The sequence below is a fragment of the Delftia sp. UME58 genome (assembly GCF_014170385.1).
Lineage (GTDB): Bacteria > Pseudomonadota > Gammaproteobacteria > Burkholderiales > Burkholderiaceae_C > Comamonas > Comamonas acidovorans.
Window position 1 is genome coordinate 121,126 of sequence record NZ_LZZV01000014.1, and the last position, 17,495, is coordinate 138,620.

Below are 17,495 nucleotides of genomic sequence, written 5' to 3' on the forward strand. Positions count from 1 at the left end.
CTTGCGAACCAGGCGAAAGGGTCAATCGAGCCTCTTCCTGGTGAGGAAGGAGGACACCAGGTCCGCGATCTGGACGTTGTTCAGGTCGGACATGATGAAGTGGGTGTTCCCGCGTATGCCCATCTCAGGCAGATGCACGAGCTGTGCATCTCCGCCGTGCCTGTTGACGGCGTCCACCCAAAGGCGAGCCATGGCGAGCCGGACGCGCCAGTTGTCCTGGCCGCGCTCGGTGGTGGGCTCAGTCGGGAAGTTGTCGCCGTAGTAAATGACGATGGGGATGCGGGTGAGCTTTTGGAAGTCTTGTGCCGAGACAGCCTCCGGCGCCAGGGTTCCCGCAGCGCTGGGCATGGCGGCCGGCAGCTCCCCCGGCGGGAAGATGAAGCCGCTGCCCGGCTCGAACGCCACGACGCCCTTGACGTTGGCGCTCTTGATGGCTGTCAGCCAGCCAGGTCCGCCGCCCTGTGAGTGCGTGAAGAGGATGGCCGGGCCTGTCTTGGTGAAGAGCGCAGCCATCGCCTCGGCGATCACGTTGGCGTCATAGGCGCCGGTGTTCGGCGTCACCGAGCGCAGGAACTGGTTCAGTGTCTCCGGCTGGCGGTCGAACTGTACGTTGTCGAAATAGCTCGGCCACTTGCCAAAACGGAACTGGTCGAAGAACAGCTGGTCGTAGGGCGTCGGCCCGGTCGTCGTGGCGACGGTGCTGTTGCCGGCCCTGCCTCGGCGCGGCTGATCGACAAGGTAGACCGGGAAGCCGCGGTGCAGGAACAGGTTCTGGAAGCCCTCGCGGCCGTCCGACGTCGTTTCCCAGCTCCGAGCCGACTGGAAGGCGCCGTGCAGCATCACGATGGGCAAAGGCCTCGGATTCTGCGGAACCTGATAGAAGGCGTAGAGGTGATCGCCGTGGAAGCTTTGCCCTGCGCTTGTCGGCTTGTCGTTGTCGTAGACGCCGGGCACCGTCTTCACAACGCCACCGACCGCGAAGCTGCCCTGGCGCTGAATGACCAGGGGCTTCGACGAACTGTCCGAATGAGAGGCGCAACCTGCCAGCGATACAGCCAAGACAAGTGCTCCTGCGCGGAAGATGCGGGTGATGCTCATCATCAGCCTTTTGATGCGGCGTCGAGGGCCTGCACGAGTGCGTCATCGGCGCGGGCTGCCACCTCGGGGCCGACTCCTTCCGCCAGCGCTTGGCTCAGCTGCCGCAGTTGCGATGCGGTCAGGCCCACGCGCAGGCTGGCTCGCATGTGGGAGCGCAGCTGGTTCTCTGCACCCGGTGACGCAGCCAGCGCTCCGACCGTGGCCAGCTCGCGGCTGCGCCAATCGAGGTTGTCGCGCTCGAAAATGTCGCCAAACAGGTGAGCCTGCAGAAACTGATTGATGATCGGCGCGAACTCGAACACCGGGCCCTGGACCGGTCCACCTGAAATCTCGGTCTGATTGGCCTGGCCGACCAGCGCCAACTCACGACCGGTGGACACGGCTCGGCTGGGGTCGTGACCCGGAGCGTCCTGCACGCCGCGCTGCTTGCGCAGCTCGACGACCTTGAGCAGTTCGCCGAGCGCATTGAGACTTCTGGGGAAGCCCGCGTAGGCATAGAGCTGCACCAGGACTTCCTTGGCCTCGCTGACTGTCATGCCCGCGTCCAGCCCCTGGTTCAGTGCCATGCCCAGCCGGGGCATGTCACTGATTGCCGTGAAGGCGGCGATGAGCGGAATGGCGCGTTGCCTGGGGCTCAGCGAATCGGACGCAGGCTGCACGGCCTTCTGTGGCTCCTGTGGCTTCTGTGGCTGCTGTGCCCTCTGGCCGGTCATCGCGGAAAGGCCTGCGCTCACCACGGCGGCCTGGTAGTCCTGCTCGCAGAGTTTGTCCTGCCAGGCCACGGCGCTGCCGTTTTCTTTCTCGGCAATGGCGATGTGGGTCATGGAGCCTGAAGGCCCGGCGCCATGCCAGTGGCGCACGTTGGGCGGGATGGTCACGACATCGCCAGGGCGAATGATGAGCGCCGGCTGGCCTTGTTGTTGCACGAGGCCCTGTCCCTCGGTGACGATCAGCGTCTGACCGAGCGGATGGGTATGCCAGGCCGTCCGCGCACGGGCCGTGAACGTGACGGTCGCTCCACCGGCCGCTCCGGGAAGTGGCGCCTGAAAGGGTGAGCTGATGCGGACGTCGCCGGTGAACGTATCGGCCGATCCAACGCTGACCTGCTGCGCAGCCGCGGGGCGAACTTCGACGACGGGCGGCATTGCGCCAGGACCGGAAGACTGCGCCGCAGCGGCTGTCACCGCACCGCTCAGGGCCATTGAAAGCAGTGATTTCACGAGAGCGCCTCCTGTTGTTTCGCCTGATGGCGGCGGTGCGGCTTGACGATAAAGAACCACGAGACGATCAGCGCCAGGCCGAGCAGCAGAGCGGCCACGTCCATGACGGCAGCAATGCGATGCGCGAGGGCTGCACTGTCTTGTTGCTCGATGGACGAGCCAGCGCTGGCGAAGACAAGAACCAGCAGTCCAAGCCCCAGTGCTCCCCCCAACTGGTGAGCCACGTTGACCAGGCCGGACGCAGCACCCGCGTCCTCACGCGCCACTCCCGCCACACCGGCCGCGGTCAGCGGTGCCAGCAACAAGCCCTGGCCCAGTCCGATCAGGACCATGGGCGGGGCGATGCCGGTCCAATAGCTCGATAGCGCATGCGCTTGACCCAACCAGGCGAGGCCCACCACTCCGAGCAGCAGGCCGGCGAGGAGCAGCGTTTCGTTGCCGAAGCGGCGAGCCAGCCCGGGCACGGCCATGGCCGAGGCAAAGTTGGGCAGCGTCACGGGCAGGAAGGCAATGCCGGCTTGCATGGGCCGCAGATGCAGCACGCCCTGCAGGAACTGCGTACAGAAGAACCAGAAGCCAACGGCTCCGCCCAGGAAGAGCATGCGCGTGATGTACGCACCGGCTCGCTGCGGGCTGGTGAACAGGCGCAGCGGCAGGATGGGTTGCCGGACCCGGCGCTCAATGCCGATGAAGAGCAGGATCATCAGCATGCCGCCGACCAGGGCCCCCTGTGCGAGGCCATCGTGCCAGCCAGCTTCAGCTGCTCGAACCAGGCCGTAGACCAGCGCCGTCATCCCTATGGTCGAGCTGATGGCGCCGCCCACGTCGAACTGGCCTTCCTGCTTCTGGGTCTCGGCAATGTGGCCACGCGCAGCGACGATCAACAGCAACCCTATTGGCAGGTTGATGAAAAAGCCTGCGCGCCAGGACACCAAATCAGCGAACAGGCCGCCCAAGACCAGGCCCAGGGTTGCGCCGACACCGGCAGCCGCCGCGTACAGCGAGAGCGCCCGGGTGCGGCCTGGCCCCTCCGCGAAATGCGTGGACAGCAGTGCGAGCGTGGACGGCGCAAGGACGGCGGCGCCTACACCTTGAATTGCGCGGGAGACCAGCAACCAGCTTGCGCCAGGCGCCAGGCCGATGGAGACGGAGGCGAGCGTGAACAGCGCCAGCCCCAGGATGAACATCCGCCGGCGGCCCAGGATGTCGCCAGCGCGGGCACCCAGGAGCAGCAAGCCACCGAAAGCCAGCGTGTAGGCATTGGTCACCCAGGACAGTTGCGCCGAAGTGAAGCCCAGGCTTGCCTGGATGCGGGGCAGACCCGTGATGACGATGGAAATGTCCACGACGATCATCAGGTAGCTGGCAACGATGACGGCCAGGACCTTGTTCTCGTTGCGGATGGGGCAGGATTGCGCGGCGTTCATCGCGGTCACTCAGATGTCCAGCCTGCGCTCGGACATCCACTTGACGATGGCCGGGTCGCGGTGAGAGAAGAAGCTGCTCGTGTTGGTGTCGAGCGTGGCGATGCTTGCCATGTGGGCGTCGCTGAGTGCGAAGTCGAAGATGGCGATGTTCTCTGCCATGCGCTCCTTGCGGACCGACTTGGCGAGCGCGACGATCCCGCGCTGTACCAGCCAGCGCAGCACCACCTGGCCGACCGACTTGCCGTAGTGCCGGGCGATGCCGAGCAGCACTTCGTTCTGGAAGAGGCCGTTGCGGCCTTCGGCAAACGGAGCCCAGGCCTCGGCCTGCACATCCATCTCTCTCATGAACGGCACGGCTTGCAGCTGCTGCTGGAAGGGATTCACTTCGACTTGGTTGACCGCCGGTGCGATCTCGTTGAACGCCTTGATGTCCATCAGGCGGTCCGGTTGGAAGTTGCTGACGCCGATGGCGCGCAGCTTGCCCGCGCGGTAGGCGTCCTCCATCGCGCGCCACGAACCGTGGACGTCGCCGAAGGGCTGGTGAATCAGGTACAGGTCGAGGTAGCTGAGCTGCAGCCGACGCAGGGACTTGTCGATGGCTTGCTGCGTGCGCTCGTAGCCGGTCTCCTGCACCCAGAGCTTGCTGGTGACGAAGAGCTGGTCACGCGGCACGCCACTGGAGCGCAATCCCTTGCCGACCGCTTCTTCGTTCATGTAGGAGGCCGCGGTGTCGATCAGCCGGTAGCCGGCTTCGATGGCATCGACGACGCTGCGCTGGCACTCATTGGCATCGGCGATCTGGAAGACGCCATACCCGACCATGGGCATGTGAAGACCGTTGTTCAGAACGACGTGCTGCATGAGCTTTGCCTTGTAGAAGTTTGATGGCACGAACTTTAGGCAACGGACTGGCATCTGGATAGATGCATTTGGGTTGTTGAATTAGCATCAATTCAATGACAATGAAAGCCGCGAGGAGGCCACTCATGGCGATCAACGAGCTTCGATCCATCACGACCTTTATCAAGGCAGCGGAACTTGGCAGCCTGCGCAAAGCTGCAGCAGAACTTGGCATCAGCCCCCAGGCGGCCAGCAAGGCATTGGCCCAGCTGGAAGCCCATCTGGACGTGCGCCTGTTCCATCGGACAACGCGTGTGATGTCGCTGACCGATGCAGGACAGCGGCTGTTCGAGGACGTGCGGCCGGCCGTGACGGGAATGCACAGAGCACTGCAGTCCGCCAAGTCGGCACGGGATGAATTTGCGGGCCCGCTGCGCATCACGGGACCTCGCACCACGTTCCAGCCGATTCTTTGGCGCCTGGTCGACGAGTTTTGCGATATGCATCCAGGGATCCAGCCCGACGTCTTGCTGGACGACCGTATCGGCAACTGGGTGGAGGATCGCGTGGACGTGGGCTTTCGTCTCGGTCCGTCGCCCCATGAGGGCGTGATTGCACGACGGCTGTTCCCGGTTCAGTTGCCCATCTGCGGTGCACCTTCCTACTTCGCGAAGCACGGTGTGCCCGAGTCGTTGGCTGACCTGGCCACACACCGCTGCAGCGCCTATCGGCATCCGAGCACGGGGAAAGTGCTGCCGTGGCGGGTGAAGATCGACGGCCAGGCCGCCGACCAGCCAGTCGCCCCGACGATCTGCAGCAACGACGAGCTGTTTGAGCTGCAAGCCGTCCTGGCCGGCAAGGTGCTGGCCCAGCTCGCGGGCGTCACCGCGGCACCGTTTATCCGCTCCGGCAAGCTGATCCCGATCCTCGTGGACCACATGCCGGACTACGCCAGCTACTTCGTCTACTTCGGAAGCAGGTCGTCCCAGCCAGTACGAGCCCGTGCATTCATCGATTTGGCCGTTCAACGTCTGGTGGACAGCCCGGAGTACGTACTCAACCCGAGCGAGCTTCTAGGCAAAGTCGGACGACCAGGCCGCGCTTGATGCAACACAAGCAGCATCAGCCATTGCCCCGAAAGCACGGGCCCCCTCCCCCTTCAACGCCCTCTCATCCCCATCAAAGCCTCGATCGTCACCTTCGTCGCGTCGTCGTCAGGCCTTTTGCGATGCGCGATGCCCAACGCCCTTGACAGTGCCGGCCGCAGGGGCCGCGTGGTGATGCGGGGGTCAGGCTGCGGTGCGCCGGCCTCGTGGGGCAGCAGCGCGGCTCCGTAGCCCGCTGCGACCAGGCTCTTCATTGCGTCGTTGTAGTTCAGCTCGATCCGTGCCTGCGGCCGGGCGCCGCCTGCGGCAAACCATTCGGCGGTCTGGCGTGACAGCCGGGTTCCACGGTCATTGGCGATCAGGGGGCGGGCCGCAAGCCAGGCGGGCGTGATGTGCCGCGGCGGCTTCCAGGCGGCCGGGATGAAGGCCAGCACGGGGTCCTGGCGCCAGGCCTGCACCTGCAGCCCGCGCAGCACGGGCTGCGGCAGCGCGACGATGCCGATGTCCAGGCTGCCGGCAGTCAGGCGCGCCAGGGCTTCCTCGCTGGTCATCACCGCCACTTGCACATCGATCTCGGGATGCCGGGCGGCCAGGGTTTCCAGTGCCTGGGGCAAGAGGTGCGCGAGCGCGCCGGTGGAGGCGCCCAGGCGCACGCGGCCCCCGCGCGTGGCGATCTGGCGCTGCACGGTCTGCAGGAGATCGTCGGCCTCGGCCAGGAGCTGGCGCGCCTTGTCTATCAGCAGGCTGCCCGCCGATGTGGCGGTGACGCCAGCCGGTGCGCGGTGCAACAGACGTGTTCCCAGACGCTCCTCGAGCTGCGCCACATGCAGCGTCACCGTGGGCGGCGCCAGGTGCAGCACCTTGGCGGCGGCGGCGAATGAGCCCAGGTCGGCCACCGTCAGCAGGGTGCGCAGACGGTCCAGATTGATTTCGCGCATGGTGCGGTATCCCAGGTTGCCAGCAATTCAGGAATCATGAATCCGTAGTTTGTCAGATTCAACTGGTCTGCATGCGGCAGGCGCTGCACCATGCGCTCCACACCCAATCGGAGCAACCCATGACCTCTCTTGTTTTCATCGACGGCGACCAAGGCACCACCGGCCTGCAGGTGCGCGAATGGCTGGCGCATCGGACCGACCTGCGCCTGCTGCAGCTGCCAGCCGACCAGCGCAAAAGCACGGCGCACCGCGCCGAGGCGCTCAACGACTGCGACATCGCCTTGCTGTGCCTGCCGGACGAGGCTGCGCGCGAGGCCGTGGCGCTGGTGCGCAGGCCCGGCGTGCGCTTGATCGACGCGAGTTCTGCGCATCGCACCGCGCCGGGCTGGGTCTATGGCCTGCCGGAACTGGAGGCCGGCCAGGCCGAACGCATCGCCAAGGCCCGGCGCGTCAGCAATCCCGGCTGCTATCCGACAGGTGCGCTCGCGCTGCTCAGGCCCTTGATCGACGCGGGCCTGCTGCCCCCCGACTACCCGCTGGCCATTCACGCGGTATCGGGCTACTCGGGACGGGGCCGCGCAGGGCTGCTGGACCATGAGGGCGCTGCCGCCGCGACTGCCGTGCCGCTGCAGGTGTATGGACTGGGACTGCACCACAAGCACGTGCCCGAGATCCAGCAGCATGCCGGCCTGGCCCATGCGCCGGTGTTCGTGCCGGCCTATGGCAACTACCGGCAAGGCATCGTGCTGACCATCGCCCTGCATCTGCGGCTGCTGCCCGCCGGTGTGACCGCCCGCAGCCTGCATGCTGCGCTGCAGGCGCGGTACCAGGGCCAGCCGTGCATCGAGCTGCAACCCCTGGTGGCGGATGCCGATGCGCAGCGGCTCGATCCGCGTGCGCTCAATGGCAGCAACCGGATGCGGCTCGCGGTGTTCGGGCAGCCGCAGGAGGAACAGGTGTTGCTGGCCGCCGTGTTCGACAACCTGGGCAAAGGCGCTGCCGGTGCTGCGGTGCAGAACCTTGATCTGATGCTCGGGCTGCAGCCAATGCTGCAGCCGCTACTCGACGGCTCGACGAATCCATCGAGCATTCCCCTCCCCCTCTGAGCAAGCAGGACATGCGTTCCCCGCCGAATGCGGCGAGCAGGCCGCCGTCTCGCCGCTGGCGCGCATGGCTCATCCGGGCCGGCCCCGCCAGCAATTGCTGGCCAGACCGAGGCTGGTGCTGCGCCAGTCGGCCTGAATCCGGGCTGGCGATCAGCCGGGACTGGCGTCTGCGCCCACCATCTCCCGCACCCAGCCCGGCAACTCCACGGCCTTTTGCCTGGGAAAATCCACCCAGATGACGGTGCCGCCACCGGTCGCGCAGATCACGCCGGGTTCGGAGACGCGCTCCATGGTGGCCCAGGTCTCGAACGTTGTGCGGCCGGGGTCGCTGGCGTACATCTTGAGCAGCACTTCGTCGGGATAGGCCAGCTGCTGGTGGAAGTTGCAGAACGCATTGACGATGACCGGCCCCTGCCCGCCCGGCGCGGGCGCCATGCCCGCTTCAACCATCCAGTCGATGCGGGCGGTTTCCAGGTAGCGAAAGTACATGGCGTTGTTGACATGGCCCATGGCGTCCATATCGCCCCAGCGCACTTTGAATCGCATCTCGTGAACCCATTTTTTATATTCTGGAATCTCTATGCGCATGCCTGCAGTCTCCTTGTTGTAGCGCCACCGCAAGGCAACATGCCCCGCAGCGTCTGGTCACTGTGCAGCAGCCCGCATTCCCGCGCTGTCACCTATCAGCAACGACGGGGTCCACGCACGTCATAGAATCCACCGCATTGCGGCATTTGCGCTGCAGCCGAACGAACGTTCGGTCTGCCGAACATCCTGTTTTTTCAATATCCAAGCGAGACACCCCGATGACGAACGAAGAAATCCTGGCCCAGTACGGGCCGCGCGAAGCCATGGAATACGACGTGGTGGTGGTTGGCGGCGGCCCCGGCGGCCTGGCCACGGCCATCCGCCTCAAGCAGCTGGCGGCCGAAAAAGGCCAGGATGTCTCCGTCGTCGTGCTGGAAAAGGGCTCGGAGCCCGGCGCCCACATCCTGTCGGGCGCGATCATGGACCCGCGTGCGCTGACCGAGCTCATCCCTGACTGGAAGGAAAAGGGCGCGCCCCTGACCCAGCCCGTCACCGACGACGCCATGATTTTCCTGGGCGAGAAATCCGCCCTGCGCACGCCCAACTTCCTGCTGCCGGCCTGCTTCCAGAACCATGGCAACTACATCGTTCGCCTGGGCTACGTGGTCAAGTGGCTGGGCGAACAGGCCGAGGCACTGGGCGTGGAGATCTTCCCGGGCTTTGCCGCCGCCGAGGTGCTCTACAACGAGGACGGCTCGGTCAAGGGCGTGGCCACCGGCAACATGGGCATCGGCAAGGACGGCGAGCCCACGGGCGAGTTCCAGCTGGGCATGGAGCTGCACGCCAAGTACACGATCTTTGCCGAGGGCGCACGCGGCCACCTGGGCAAGCAGATCATTGCCAAATACCAGCTTGACGCCGGCAAGGACCCGCAAAGCTACGGCCTGGGCATCAAGGAGCTGTGGGAAATCGACCCGGCACGCCACAAGCCCGGCTTCGTGATGCACACGGCCGGCTGGCCCATGGACAGCAAGACCTACGGTGGCGCCTTCCTCTACCACCTGGACGACAACAAGGTCACGCTGGGCTTCATCACGGGCCTGGACTACGCCAATCCCTACCTGAGCCCCTTCGAGGAGTTCCAGCGCTGGAAGACCCACCCCAACATCCGCTACTACCTGGAAGGCGACGAGTCCAAGGGCATCAAGCCGGCCAAGCGCCTGGGCTATGGCGCGCGCGCCATCACGGCCGGCGGCCTGCTGTCCCTGCCCAAGTTCGTGTTCCCGGGCGGCGCGCTCGTGGGCTGCGACGCAGGTTTCCTGAACGTCAGCCGCATCAAGGGCAGCCATGCCGCCATCAAGACCGGCATGATGGCCGCCGATGCCGCCTATGACGCCATCGTCGCGGGCCGCCAGGGCGACGAGCTGGGCGCCTATGTGGAGGCCTTCGAGAACAGCTGGCTGTACGAAGAGCTGAACAAGTCGCGCAACTTCAAGGCCTGGTTCAAGAAGGGCCTGACCACGGCCACGCTGATGAACGGCATCGAGCAGTTCGTGCTCAAGGGCAACATCCCCTGGACGCTGCACCGCGACAAGCCCGACCACGCCTACCTGAAGCCGGCCGCCGAGTGCAAGCCCATCGACTACCCCAAGCCCGATGGCAAGCTGACCTTCGACCGCCTTTCCAGCGTCTTCATCAGCAACACCAACCATGCCGAAGACCAGCCGGCCCACCTGACGCTCAAGGACGCCTCGGTGCCCGTGGCCATCAACCTGGCCAAGTACGCAGGCCCCGAGCAGCGCTACTGCCCGGCCGGCGTCTACGAGTTCGTGGACGACACGGCCCAGGGCGGCAAGCGCCTGCAGATCAATGCCCAGAACTGCGTGCACTGCAAGACCTGCGATATCAAGGACCCCACGCAGAACATCGTCTGGGTCACGCCCGAAGGCGGCGGCGGGCCGAACTACGCGGGCATGTGATCCGCACGCCACACCGGCCCTCCTCTGAAGCCTGCCCAAGCCTGCTTGTGCAGGCTTTTTCTTTGAGCGCCGTCAAAGCCATCAGGGCCCAGAAAGCATAGAAGGCCATCCGAAAGGCGCTTGCACGCAATAAAAATGCACGACAAAGCCAAAAACAAGCCCCTGAAGACGCAAACCTGCACCGCCAAACCTGTTCAACACGCATGAAAAAGTTGCACCTAGGGCATTCCCCGCAGATTTCATGCCAATTTTTAGATACAAACCTATAGGTGAAAACCGGGTCGTCCAAACGCCAAGGCGTACAGGGCGGCTGCAGTAGACTTTGCCGCGAAGCGCCGCGACCGTCCTGTGCGGCCTTCTGCTGAGCAAACAGGAACAAACACAAGCACGTTGGAGATACACGTATGAAGCACTTGTCTTGGGCGCCCCTGGGCGCGCTGGCCCTGGCAATTTCCGCCATCGCGGGCGGCGCCCACGCCGCTGACGAGAAGTCGGTCGCAGTGACCGCCATCGTCGAGCACCCTGCACTCGACGCCGTGCGCGACGGCGTGCAGGCCGCGCTCAAGGAAGCAGGCTACGAAGCCGGCAAGAACCTCAAGTGGCAGTACCAAAGTGCCCAGGGCAACACCGGCACGGCCGCGCAGATCGCACGCAAGTTCGTGGGCGACAAGCCTGATGCCATCGTGGCCATCGCCACGCCCTCGGCCCAGGCCGTGGTCGCATCGACCAAGACCGTGCCCGTGGTGTTCTCCGCCGTGACCGACCCCGTGGCCGCCAAGCTGGTGCCCAGCTGGGAGCCGTCCAGGAACAACGTGACCGGCGTGTCCGACCTGCTGGCCCTGGACAAGCAGATGGAACTGGTCAAGCAGGTCGTGCCCAACGCCAAGCGCGTGGGCATGGTCTACAACCCCGGCGAGGCCAACTCCGCCGTGGTGGTCAAGGAACTCAAGACCCTGCTGCCCAAGCTGGGCATGACCCTGGTGGAAGCCGCCGCACCGCGCTCCGTGGACGTCAGCAGCGCCGCACGCAGCCTGGTCGGCAAGGTCGATGTGATCTATACCAACACCGACAACAACGTGGTCTCGGCCTACGAGTCGCTGGTCAAGGTCGGCCAGGACGCCAAGATCCCGCTGGTGGCCTCGGACACCGACTCCGTCAAGCGCGGCGCCGTGGCTGCCCTGGGCATCAACTACCGCGATCTGGGCGAGCAGACCGGCCGCATGGTCGTGCGCATCCTCAAGGGCGAAAAGCCCGGCGACATGAAGACCGAAGTCAGCACCAAGATGGAGCTGTTCGTGAATCCCGGCGCCGCCGAGAAGCAAGGCGTCAAGCTGTCCGACGCGCTGGTCAAGTCGGCCGCCCAGGTGATCAAGTAATACCCGGGGTTTGCCTGCCCGGGGCCAACCCGGGCAGTGCGCCCACGGTGGCAGGCGCCATGGCAACATGGCCCTGCCCTTTTTTTAAGTCGTTTTCTGTCCCACGCGCCTGTCGCTCCTCCTATGTCTCTTTTCTCATTGCTCGGTGCCGTCGAGATCGGCCTGATCTTCAGCCTGGTGGCGCTGGGCGTCTTCATCTCGTTCAGACTGCTGCGCTTTCCCGACCTCACGGTGGACGGCAGCTTCCCGCTGGGCGGCGCCGTCTGCGCCATCCTGATTTCCACGGGCACCAATCCCTGGCTGGCCACGCTGGCCGGCACGGCCGCTGGCGCCGTCGCGGGCCTGATCACGGGCTGGCTCAATGTGCGCCTGAAGATCATGGACCTGCTGGCCTCCATCCTGATGATGATCGGCCTGTACTCGGTCAACCTGCGCATCATGGGCGGCCCCAACGTGCCGCTGATCAACGAGACCACGCTGTTCACCCTACTGCAGCCCGACAGCGTGGCCGACTATGTGATGCGCCCGGTGATCCTGTTCGTGATCGTCGTGCTCGCCAAGCTGGGCCTGGACTGGTTCTTCGCCACCGAGCGGGGCCTGGCCATCCGCGCCACGGGCTCCAACGCCCGCATGGCCCGTTCGCAGGGTGTGAACACCGGCGCCATGATCCTGCTGGGAATGGCGATCTCCAACGGCCTGGTCGGCCTGGCCGGCGCGCTGTTCGTGCAGACCCAGGGTGGCTCGGACATTTCCATGGGCATCGGCACCATCGTCATCGGCCTGGCTGCCGTGATCGTGGGCGAATCCATCCTGCCTTCGCGCCGCATCGTCTGGGCCACGCTGGCCGTGGTGGTGGGCGCCATCGTGTACCGCTTCTTCATTGCAGCGGCCCTCAACAGCGATTTCATCGGCCTCAAGGCCCAGGATCTGAACCTCGTCACCGCCCTGCTGGTGACCGTCGCCCTGGTGATCCCCCAACTGAAGCGCAAGTTTGCACAGCGCAAGTCCTGATCGCCGGAGAACCCTCATGCTGAGCGCACAACAACTCGAAATCACCTTCAACCCCGGCACGCCCATCGAAACGCGGGCGCTGCGCGGCATGTCGCTGGACATTCCCGACGGCCAGTTCGTCACCGTCATCGGCTCCAACGGCGCCGGCAAGTCCACCTTCCTGAACGCCGTCTCGGGCGACCTGTCCGTGGACAAGGGCCGCATCGAGATCGCCGGCCAGGACATGACGCGCCTGCCCGTGTGGGCCCGCTCCGAGCGCGTGGCCCGCGTTTTCCAGGACCCCATGGCGGGCACCTGCGAGGACCTGACCATCGAGGAAAACATGGCCCTGGCCCAGCGCCGCGGCACCTTCCGCCGCCTGAGCCGCGCCGTCAAGGCCGAGATGCGCGACAACTTCCGCGAGCGCCTGTCCATCCTGGGCCTGGGCCTGGAAAACCGCCTGACCGACCGCATCGGCCTGCTGTCCGGCGGCCAGCGCCAGGCCGTGAGCCTGCTGATGGCGGCGCTGCAGCCTTCGCGCATCCTGCTGCTGGACGAGCACACCGCCGCGCTCGACCCGCGCACGGCCGACTTCGTGCTGCAGCTGACGGCGCGCATCGTCTCCGAGGCCAAGCTCACCACCATGATGGTCACCCACAGCATGCGCCAGGCGCTGGACGTGGGCGAGCGCACGGTGATGCTGCACCAGGGCCAGGTCGTGCTCGACGTCAGCGGCGAAGAACGCGCCCGCATGGACGTGCCCGACCTGCTGCACATGTTCGAGAAGGTGCGCGGCGAAAAGCTGGCCGACGACGCGCTGCTGCTGGGCTGAGCGCCCCGCACTTCCGGGAACAAGGGGCGCTGCGGCGCCCCTTGTTCATGGGATGGCCACGGGCTGGCTAAACCCACACATCGTTGGGCGCCGTCCTCTCGCCGCCTTCCTCCCCGGTGTTCAGCACGCCGCGCGGCTCGATCAGCATGAGGCGGGCTTCCCGCTCGGCGCTGGGCTTGTGCTCCGTGCCTTTGGGGACCACGTACAGCTCGCCCTGGCGCAGCAGCACATGGCCATCACGGAAGTCGATGCGCAGCTCACCGTCCAGCACCAGGAAGGCTTCATCCGTTTCGGCATGCGAGTGCCAGATGAACTCGCCCTGCACGCGCACGATCTTGAACTGGTAGTCGTTCATCTCGGCAACGACGCGGGGGCTCCACTGGCCGGTGAAGCGGCTGAATTTCTCGGGGAAGTTGATGGCCTCGCAGGGGCGGTTTTCAACGGGGAACGTCATGGGCAGACCTTATGAAAGCATGTGAAGCCTCCATGCTAGGAAGCGTCATTCCTCCGGTCTTGCACGATCGTGCAGCTCAGGCCGCGCCCAGGCGCCTGAGCCAGCGCGCTGGCGGCACGCCATAGGCCATGGCGAACTGGCGCGCCATGTGGCTCTGGTCGAAGAATCCGGCCTGCAGTGCAGCATCGGCCACGCCCTGCCCCGCCAGCAGCAGGCGCCGCACGGCATCCAGCCGGCGCATGGTCAGGTAGCGGTAGGGGCTGGTGCCGTAGAGCGCGCGGAAGTCACGGCACAGCCGCCAGCGGTCCAGGCCACTGGCCTGGGCCAGGGCATCCAGGGTCACGCCCTGCACCAGCGCGTCGTGGATGCAGGCGCGGGCGCGTTCCACGGCCCCCAGGTCCGGCAGGCGCCGGACGTTGCGCCGGCCCGCCACGGCGTCCAGCGCCCATGCCAGGTCGTAGATGGCGTCGTCGCGCGCCAGCGGCTCCAGGTCTTCATCCAGGCCCTGCAGCAGCGGCAGCAGCGCGGCCTTGAGCCGCGGATCGGCAGACAGCCCGCCCTCGACAAAGGGCAAGGGCCTGCCGCCCAGCACCTGCTGGATCAGGGCCGGCTCCACATAGACCATGCGGTAGCGAAAGCCTGCGTCGGTGCCCGCATGGCCGTCATGCAATTCGTCAGGGTGCAGCACCATGGCGCCACCGGGCAGGCTGTGCCGCTGGCTGCGGCGGTAGGCAAAGCTCTGCACGCCGGACAGCGTCAGGCCCAGTGCATAGGTGTCGTGCCTGTGGGGCGCATAGCCGTGCCCGCCGAAATAGGCCTCGATGCGCTCCAGGCCTGCGCCCAGCTGCGAATGCCGGACCCAGTCGCTGGAGATGCTCGTTTCTGCCATGTGGGTTGGTGGTGAGGGGTGTGCAAAGCAGCCGCAGATGGTAACTGCGGGCCAGTGACCTCAAGGCGAGCAGGCCGGCTGCTCCGCGCCCGGCACGGCCTGGCTTGCCGGTGCACGCCGCATGCCCGCCGACACCAGCCACCCCAGCAGCGCGATCAGCGCAGCACCCCATTCGGCCTGCTGCAGCCCCCGGGCCGTGGCCTCGCGCAGCGCATCGGGCGCCGTGATACCGGCCAGCGGCGCGGTGGCCACCATGACCAGCAGGGCCAGCCCCAGCGCCGCGCCCACTTGCTGGGCCGTGGCCGCAATGCCCGAGGCCACGCCCTGCTGCGCAGCCGCCACGCCCTGGCCGGCAACTACCCACATGGCGGTCCAGCACGCGCCCTGGCCCAGGCTGAGCACCACGAAACCGGGCACCAGCCAGATATAGCTGCCACCCAGCGGCAGCGCCCAGGCCATGTAGGCCATGCCGATGGTGCCTGCGGCCCAGCCGCCCATCAGCACGGCGCGCGGTGTGGAGCGGTGCAGCCAGTGTTCGGCCCAGCGGATGCCCAGCGTGCAGACCGCCGTGGGCAGCAAAAAGGCCATGCCGGCCTGCAGCGGGCTCCAGCCGAAGATCTGCTGGAAGTACAGCGCCAGAAAGTAGTACTGCACACCAAAGCTGCTCATGAAGATCATGGTCAGCAGCATGGCCGCGCGCAGGCCGGGCACGCGCAGCAGGGACAACGGCATCAGCGGCGAGGCAATGCGCGCCTCGATGCGCCAGAACAGGGCCAGCGCCGCCATGGCCACGGCCAGCGTCCCCAGCGTGGTGGCGCTGGCAAAACCCCATTCCGGCCCCTGCACCAGGGCCGTCACCAGCAGGCTGCTGCCCACGGTCACGCTCAGGCAGCCGGCCAGATCGAAGCCCTGGCCTGGCGCGGCGCGCCCGGTCTGGGCCGAGGGCGGCAGAAAGCGCAGCGCCGCCATGGCGCACGGCCAGGCCACGGGCACCAGCACCCACAGCACCCAGTTCCAGCCCAGCGTCTGCGTGAGCACGCCGCCCAGCAGCGCGCCGGCCGCCAGCCCGCCGGCCGACGCCATGCTCCACACGGCCAGGGCGCGGTTGCGCTCGGGCCCGGCCGCATACAGGGTGTTGATCAGCGACAGCGTGGCCGGAAACAGCAGCGCCCCGGCAACGCCCTGCCCTGCGCGGCCCAGCACCAGCTGCCAGGGCTGGGTGGCAAAGCCGCCGACCAGGGAGGCCAGGCCGAACAGCGCCATGCCCGCCACATACATGCGCCGCTTGCCCAGCAGGTCCGCGCAGCGCCCGCCCAGCAGCAGGCAGCCGCCGAAGGCCACGCTGTAGGCACTGATCACCCACTGCAGATGGCGCGCATCCATCTGCAGCTGCTGGCCCATGGCGTCGAGCGCGACGAAGACGATGGTGGCATCCAGCGCAATCAGCAGCTGGGACAGGGACAGCAGCGCCAGCGCGGCGCGCGGATGGCGCAGGGCGCCGGGGGAATCGGTCATTGGCATGGCGCCGATCCTAATTAATGCACTTATGAAGATAAACAGCAGATCTTCATTTTTCTTATGCAAAACTGCATTAATCGAATCTGGAGACATGCCATGGATCTCAACGCCGTGCACCTGCTCATCAAGGTGGCCGAAAGCCGCAGCTTCACCCAGGCCGCCACGCTGCTGGGTACCAGCCAGCCTCGCATCTCGCGCGCCGTGGCCCAGCTGGAAAAGGACCTGGGCACGCGGCTGCTGCACCGCAATACGCGCAGCGTCTCGCTCACGCCTGATGGCTGCGCGCTGGTGGACCGCTGCGCACCGCTGATCGCCGGGCTGGAAGAGGCCCGCCAGCTGGTCAGCGACCGGCGCTGCGCCCCCAGCGGCGTGCTGCGCATGACGGCGCCGTCGATGCTGGGCCGCATCGTGCTGGTGCCGCTGCTGGGGCAGTTGCTGCGCGAGCATCCGCAGCTGCAGATCGACACCAGCTTCACCGACCGTCTGGTGGATATGGTGGAGGAAGGCTTTGACGCGGCCGTGCGCATAGGCCCGCTGGCAGACAGCCGCATGATTGCCCGCGCCCTGCCGCCGCTGCGCTGGGTGACCGTGGCCTCGCCCGCCTACCTGGCGGCGCGCGGCACGCCGCAGACGCTGCAGGAGCTGGCGCAGCACAGCTGCATGGCCGTCTACAACCACTACCTGGGCCGGCGCGTGCCCTGGCAGTTCCTGGCCGGCAATGGCGAGATGCTGGACTGGCCTGCGCCGCAGACCGTGACCTTCGACAGCGGCGATCCGCTGGTGGAAGGCTCGCTCAGCGGCCTGGGCGTGGCCCAGGTCATGGAGTTCGCGGTGCGCGAGCACCTGCAGGCGGGCCGGCTGGTGCGGCTGCTGCCCCAGCACGAGGGCCGCGCCCGCGAACTGTCCCTGGTCTACCCGCGCACGCGCCAGGCCTCGCCGCGCATCAAGGCACTGGCCCAGCTGCTGCTGGCGCAGACACGGTGGTAGGCAAGCAGGCGGGCCGCAGACGGCGTGGCGCCATGCACACAGTGGGTTCGGATTCAGTTCCGCTTATGTGGGTGAAGGGGGATTAAACTCCTGCCTTTCCACGATGGCAGCGTTCTCGGACAATCACGCCTTTTCGTGGTGCATGCACCTTGATGGGGCCGCGACACAGCGGCTCTTTTGTTTTTCCTGTTTTGCATTCCTGCCCCC

General features: G+C 66.4%; 16 protein-coding genes. 7 read left to right on the forward strand and 9 right to left on the reverse strand.

All coding sequences use genetic code 11. The features are described from left to right. Positions 1-21 precede the first annotated feature (21 nt). From A9976_RS06105 to A9976_RS06120, 4 genes are read right to left on the reverse strand one after another with little or no spacing between them, the layout of a single operon-like run. Positions 22-1,101, reverse strand: coding sequence for an alpha/beta hydrolase (locus A9976_RS06105; protein WP_409049535.1), 1,080 nt, complete (start codon positions 1,099-1,101; stop codon positions 22-24). Further along, positions 1,101-2,318, reverse strand: a complete 1,218-nt coding sequence (locus tag A9976_RS06110; protein WP_183018268.1) for a carboxymuconolactone decarboxylase family protein — start codon at positions 2,316-2,318, stop codon at positions 1,101-1,103. Before A9976_RS06110 ends, A9976_RS06105 begins: the two co-directional genes overlap by 1 nt. Then, positions 2,315-3,745: an MFS transporter gene (locus A9976_RS06115; protein WP_183018269.1), complete on the reverse strand. Its 1,431-nt coding sequence runs from the start codon at positions 3,743-3,745 to the stop codon at positions 2,315-2,317. Before A9976_RS06115 ends, A9976_RS06110 begins: the two co-directional genes overlap by 4 nt. Positions 3,746-3,754: 9 nt before the next feature. Next, positions 3,755-4,606 (reverse strand): aldo/keto reductase, encoded by an 852-nt coding sequence (locus A9976_RS06120; RefSeq protein WP_183018270.1) that lies wholly within the window; start codon positions 4,604-4,606, stop codon positions 3,755-3,757. A gap of 125 nt (positions 4,607-4,731) precedes the next feature. Between A9976_RS06120 and A9976_RS06125 the strand changes: the two genes are divergently transcribed. Then, positions 4,732-5,691, forward strand: a complete 960-nt coding sequence (locus A9976_RS06125; protein ID WP_183018271.1) for a LysR family transcriptional regulator — start codon at positions 4,732-4,734, stop codon at positions 5,689-5,691. Positions 5,692-5,744: 53 nt separating this feature from the next. Here A9976_RS06125 and A9976_RS06130 read toward each other — a convergent pair whose 3' ends face one another. Then, complete coding sequence (locus tag A9976_RS06130; RefSeq protein WP_183018272.1) at positions 5,745-6,629, reverse strand: LysR family transcriptional regulator; 885 nt, start codon at positions 6,627-6,629, stop codon at positions 5,745-5,747. Positions 6,630-6,748: 119 nt separating this feature from the next. On the opposite strand from A9976_RS06130, the gene argC reads away from it, so the two are divergent. Beyond that, the gene (argC, locus tag A9976_RS06135) at positions 6,749-7,735 is read left to right on the forward strand and encodes an N-acetyl-gamma-glutamyl-phosphate reductase (protein WP_183018273.1); all 987 of its coding nucleotides are present in this window, start codon (positions 6,749-6,751) and stop codon (positions 7,733-7,735) included. A 150-nt stretch (positions 7,736-7,885) separates the two neighbouring features. Here argC and A9976_RS06140 read toward each other — a convergent pair whose 3' ends face one another. Continuing rightward, positions 7,886-8,323, reverse strand: a complete 438-nt coding sequence (locus A9976_RS06140) for a thioesterase family protein (RefSeq protein ID WP_183018274.1) — start codon at positions 8,321-8,323, stop codon at positions 7,886-7,888. A 218-nt stretch (positions 8,324-8,541) separates the two neighbouring features. Between A9976_RS06140 and A9976_RS06145 the strand changes: the two genes are divergently transcribed. From A9976_RS06145 to A9976_RS06160, 4 genes are all read left to right on the forward strand, one after another. Then, positions 8,542-10,242: an electron transfer flavoprotein-ubiquinone oxidoreductase gene (locus A9976_RS06145; protein ID WP_183018275.1), complete on the forward strand. Its 1,701-nt coding sequence runs from the start codon at positions 8,542-8,544 to the stop codon at positions 10,240-10,242. A 404-nt stretch (positions 10,243-10,646) separates the two neighbouring features. Next, positions 10,647-11,618 (forward strand): ABC transporter substrate-binding protein, encoded by a 972-nt coding sequence (locus A9976_RS06150; RefSeq protein ID WP_183018276.1) that lies wholly within the window; start codon positions 10,647-10,649, stop codon positions 11,616-11,618. Between the two features lie 123 nt (positions 11,619-11,741). Continuing rightward, positions 11,742-12,629 (forward strand): ABC transporter permease, encoded by an 888-nt coding sequence (locus A9976_RS06155; protein WP_034394853.1) that lies wholly within the window; start codon positions 11,742-11,744, stop codon positions 12,627-12,629. Between the two features lie 16 nt (positions 12,630-12,645). Beyond that, positions 12,646-13,440, forward strand: a complete 795-nt coding sequence (locus A9976_RS06160; protein WP_012206116.1) for an ABC transporter ATP-binding protein — start codon at positions 12,646-12,648, stop codon at positions 13,438-13,440. A 67-nt stretch (positions 13,441-13,507) separates the two neighbouring features. On the opposite strand, the gene A9976_RS06165 is transcribed toward A9976_RS06160, so the two are convergent. The 3 genes from A9976_RS06165 to A9976_RS06175 all read right to left on the reverse strand — a co-directional run bounded on the left by A9976_RS06165 (position 13,508) and on the right by A9976_RS06175 (position 16,304). After that, positions 13,508-13,894 carry a cupin domain-containing protein gene (locus tag A9976_RS06165; RefSeq protein ID WP_183018277.1) on the reverse strand — a complete coding sequence of 129 codons (387 nt, stop codon included), beginning with the start codon at positions 13,892-13,894 and terminating at the stop codon, positions 13,508-13,510. 76 nt (positions 13,895-13,970) lie between these two features. Further along, entirely contained in the window at positions 13,971-14,783 is an 813-nt protein-coding gene (locus A9976_RS06170; protein ID WP_183018278.1) for an AraC family transcriptional regulator, read from the reverse strand. Positions 14,784-14,843: 60 nt separating this feature from the next. Next, positions 14,844-16,304 carry an MFS transporter gene (locus A9976_RS06175; RefSeq protein WP_183018279.1) on the reverse strand — a complete coding sequence of 487 codons (1,461 nt, stop codon included), beginning with the start codon at positions 16,302-16,304 and terminating at the stop codon, positions 14,844-14,846. A 93-nt stretch (positions 16,305-16,397) separates the two neighbouring features. On the opposite strand from A9976_RS06175, the gene A9976_RS06180 reads away from it, so the two are divergent. Next, positions 16,398-17,288, forward strand: a complete 891-nt coding sequence (locus A9976_RS06180; protein ID WP_183018280.1) for a LysR family transcriptional regulator — start codon at positions 16,398-16,400, stop codon at positions 17,286-17,288. Positions 17,289-17,495: the final 207 nt, after the last annotated feature.

Excerpts from the sequence above, each read along its gene's own strand:
- A9976_RS06160 (WP_012206116.1), top strand. The coding sequence starts at position 12,646 with ATGCTGAGCGCACAACAACTCGAAATCACCTTCAACCCCGGCACGCCC.
- A9976_RS06155 (WP_034394853.1), top strand. The coding sequence starts at position 11,742 with ATGTCTCTTTTCTCATTGCTCGGTGCCGTCGAGATCGGCCTGATCTTC.
- A9976_RS06105 (WP_409049535.1), bottom strand. The coding sequence starts at position 1,101 with ATGATGAGCATCACCCGCATCTTCCGCGCAGGAGCACTTGTCTTGGCT.
- A9976_RS06165 (WP_183018277.1), bottom strand. The coding sequence starts at position 13,894 with ATGACGTTCCCCGTTGAAAACCGCCCCTGCGAGGCCATCAACTTCCCC.
- A9976_RS06120 (WP_183018270.1), bottom strand. The coding sequence starts at position 4,606 with ATGCAGCACGTCGTTCTGAACAACGGTCTTCACATGCCCATGGTCGGG.
- A9976_RS06170 (WP_183018278.1), bottom strand. The coding sequence starts at position 14,783 with ATGGCAGAAACGAGCATCTCCAGCGACTGGGTCCGGCATTCGCAGCTG.
- A9976_RS06180 (WP_183018280.1), top strand. The coding sequence starts at position 16,398 with ATGGATCTCAACGCCGTGCACCTGCTCATCAAGGTGGCCGAAAGCCGC.
- A9976_RS06125 (WP_183018271.1), top strand. The coding sequence starts at position 4,732 with ATGGCGATCAACGAGCTTCGATCCATCACGACCTTTATCAAGGCAGCG.
- A9976_RS06145 (WP_183018275.1), top strand. The coding sequence starts at position 8,542 with ATGACGAACGAAGAAATCCTGGCCCAGTACGGGCCGCGCGAAGCCATG.
- A9976_RS06140 (WP_183018274.1), bottom strand. The coding sequence starts at position 8,323 with ATGCGCATAGAGATTCCAGAATATAAAAAATGGGTTCACGAGATGCGA.
- A9976_RS06175 (WP_183018279.1), bottom strand. The coding sequence starts at position 16,304 with ATGCCAATGACCGATTCCCCCGGCGCCCTGCGCCATCCGCGCGCCGCG.
- A9976_RS06150 (WP_183018276.1), top strand. The coding sequence starts at position 10,647 with ATGAAGCACTTGTCTTGGGCGCCCCTGGGCGCGCTGGCCCTGGCAATT.
- A9976_RS06115 (WP_183018269.1), bottom strand. The coding sequence starts at position 3,745 with ATGAACGCCGCGCAATCCTGCCCCATCCGCAACGAGAACAAGGTCCTG.
- argC (WP_183018273.1), top strand. The coding sequence starts at position 6,749 with ATGACCTCTCTTGTTTTCATCGACGGCGACCAAGGCACCACCGGCCTG.
- A9976_RS06130 (WP_183018272.1), bottom strand. The coding sequence starts at position 6,629 with ATGCGCGAAATCAATCTGGACCGTCTGCGCACCCTGCTGACGGTGGCC.